Origin of the sequence: Synechococcus sp. R55.7 (genome assembly GCF_047461955.1) — a bacterium.
In the GTDB taxonomy this organism is placed as follows: Bacteria; Cyanobacteriota; Cyanobacteriia; order Thermostichales; family Thermostichaceae; genus Thermostichus.
Window position 1 is genome coordinate 10,564 of the sequence record NZ_JANSIC010000054.1, and the last position, 2,698, is coordinate 13,261.

Annotated in this window: 3 protein-coding genes; all 3 read left to right on the forward strand. The window is 59.7% G+C overall.

Features of this window, described 5'->3' with window-relative positions:
• Positions 1-480: 480 nt before the first annotated feature.
• The gene (locus NW820_RS04470; RefSeq protein ID WP_011433653.1) at positions 481-699 is read left to right on the forward strand and encodes a hypothetical protein; all 219 of its coding nucleotides are present in this window, start codon (positions 481-483) and stop codon (positions 697-699) included.
• Positions 700-852: 153 nt separating this feature from the next.
• On the forward strand, positions 853-2,286 hold the full coding sequence (argH, locus tag NW820_RS04475) for an argininosuccinate lyase (RefSeq protein WP_414406797.1): 1,434 nt from the start codon (positions 853-855) through the stop codon (positions 2,284-2,286).
• Positions 2,287-2,405: 119 nt separating this feature from the next.
• A partial coding sequence (locus NW820_RS04480) for a DUF6464 family protein (protein ID WP_414329336.1) occupies positions 2,406-2,698 on the forward strand: 293 nt, incomplete at its 3' end.

The window sequence follows — 2,698 nt, forward strand, 5'->3', positions numbered from 1 at the left end:
CCAGCCTAGCTAAAAAAGTTCAAACTCAGGGTTAATGACAGCAGGCCGCAACGCTCACAATAGCTCAAGCAAGCTACTCAACGCTACTGGGCTGGGCAGCAACGGTGGGTTGGTTGACGTGGTTTTGCCGGACTACTAGGCTAGTTGGTTAGTTCTGGCATGCGTTCTGCATGGGCTAAAGCCTGCTCCAGCTTTAGTCTGTGTGGCTCTCTCAGAGAGCAAGGAGCGGCTACCTGCAGCTTGCGGGGAAGTCACGCCTGTGGAGATCCCTCTGGCGGGGCAGTGGGGGTGATCTCTGCTGCCAGCCATAGTTCGTTAAGGCAGGAAGAAAGCAGAAGCGCGGCAGACGCTGAGCACTCCGCGCCGCCGGTGCGAGTGGAAGTGTTTGTTGGCGTTTCGTAGGTCTTTCAGAGCGGTACGCTCTAGCTGGTGGAGCTACCAGGTTGGCTGCACTGTGTTATCTACACCTGAGGTACAACCATGAACTTCTCTCCTTCTGGGTCTGAAACCGCTTCGGTTTACTTGCCGGCCCCCACGGCTTTCCAGACGGAAATGATTGTCGGGCAGGTGTTCCGACAGGATGTGCTGGGCGATATCCGCAAGGGTTGGAATGGCTTTGTGGAATCGGGCCAAATTTGGGCGCTTTTGATAGGGATCGTGGCGGGCTACATGCTCAAGAGCATCACCAGCTCCCACTAGAGCCTTGTCGCCATTGCTCTAGCTGGATCCAGTTGGCCTGAGCCGGCGGGGTTTTGGCCGTCGGCGGTCGGTTTCTGTGTTTTTTCTCCACAACTGCAGTGGGGTCTTCCTACGGTGGTCAATCCTTCTCCCCATTCTTCCGGTTCCCAGCCAATGTCTGAGCCGACGGTAACTTCCACCCCTCGCCCCTGGAGCCAGCGCTTTGAGGGATCCCTGCATCCTGCCATCGCCCGCTTCAACGCCAGCATCGGCTTCGACATCCGCCTGCTGCCCTACGATGTGGCCGGATCCCTGGCTCATGTGCAGATGTTGGCCGCTTGTGGCATCCTGACCCAGCAAGAGGCCGACCAGATCCGGTGGGGATTGGAGCAGATCCAACAGGAAGCGGCTGCCGGCACCTTCCGGCCCGATCCAGAGGCAGAGGATGTCCACTACGCCGTCGAGCGTCGTTTGGTGGCTTTGGTGGGGGAAGTGGGAAAAAAACTGCATACCGGGCGCTCCCGCAATGACCAAGTGGCCACCGATCTGCGTCTCTATCTGCGAGATCAGATCGATCACCTTCGTCAAGCCCTCTGGGAGCTGCGCGGAGTTTTGTTGGACTTGGCCGAGCGGCATCTGGAGACAATCCTGCCCGGCTACACCCATCTGCAACGGGCTCAGCCGATTAGCTTGGCCCACCACCTCTTGGCCTATGAAGAAATGTTCTGGCGAGACTGGCAACGGCTGGGGCGGGTGCGGGAAGAGGTGAATGTCTGCCCCCTCGGATCCGGGGCTTTGGCCGGCACTTCTCTGCCCATCGATCGGCAGCTCACCGCCCATCTGCTGGGATTTGAGCGGATCAGCGCCAACAGCTTGGATGCCGTCAGCGACCGGGACTACCTGGTGGAGTTCCACGCTGCCGCCAGCTTGATTTTGGTGCATCTCAGCCGCCTCTCGGAAGAGGTGATCCTCTGGGCTTCCCAGGAGTTCGGCTTTGTCACCCTCACCGATGCCTGTGCCACCGGCTCCAGCCTCATGCCCCAGAAGAAAAATCCCGATGTGCCGGAGTTGGTGCGCGGCAAGGCGGGGCGGGTGTTTGGCCATCTCCAGGCTTTGTTGGTCACCTTGAAGGGGCTGCCGCTGGCCTACAACAAAGACCTCCAAGAAGACAAAGAGGGGCTATTCGACACGGTCGATACCCTGAAAGCCTGCCTAGAGGCGATGACCATTCTGCTGCGGGAAGGGATCCAATTTCAACCTGAGCGCATGGCGGCTGCTGTGCAGGAAGATTTCTCCAACGCCACCGATGTGGCCGACTACCTGGTGCGCAAAGGGATCCCCTTTCGCACAGCCCATGATTTGGTGGGGCAGATTGTGCGCATTTGTTTGGCAGAGGGGATCCTGCTGCGGGATCTGCCCTTGGAGCGCTGGAAAACCTTCCACCCGGCCTTTGAGGCGGACATTTTGACGGCCATTGAGCCCCGCCAGGTGGTGGCCACGCGGCTCAGCGCCGGGGGAACGGGCTTTGCTGTGGTGCGAGAAGCCCTGCAACGGGCCCAGGCCCGCCACCAGCAGCCAGAGCCATCGGAAGAAACTCCACAAACTTAAACTGAACTCAAGGAGAGTTTGCAATTCTTGGGTTCTTCTCGCCAGTGTGTGCCATCCTGAGGTTCTCAGCCATCCAACGCAACTCCCAGCCTGTTGGCCTCTTCCCTGGGTATCGTTCCATGTTGGATAACCTCACCGCCCACGTCCTCGAAAATGCGGCCAAGCGTCGCTGGCGGGAACGCGCCTACAGCCGATTTTTGCAAGATTGGCGACGGCAAGTGGTGCTGCTGCGCCGTCAACGGGCCGGCGAATTTGGCCCACCCCTGGGGGATCCCTCTTGTGTTTTCAGTGCCCACTCGGCCTGGTTGCGCTGTGCCGTCCATCCCCAAGGGCCGTGCCAGGGTTGCCCCCACTATGCCCCCGTCACCCCTCCAAAGCCAGAGCCACCTCTGGGTTCACTCGATGGACGGGT

What these genes read in the sequence shown, in the direction of transcription:
- argH (WP_414406797.1), top strand. Translation starts at nt 853, where the DNA reads ATGTCTGAGCCGACGGTAACTTCCACCCCTCGCCCCTGGAGCCAGCGC.
- NW820_RS04470 (WP_011433653.1), top strand. Translation starts at nt 481, where the DNA reads ATGAACTTCTCTCCTTCTGGGTCTGAAACCGCTTCGGTTTACTTGCCG.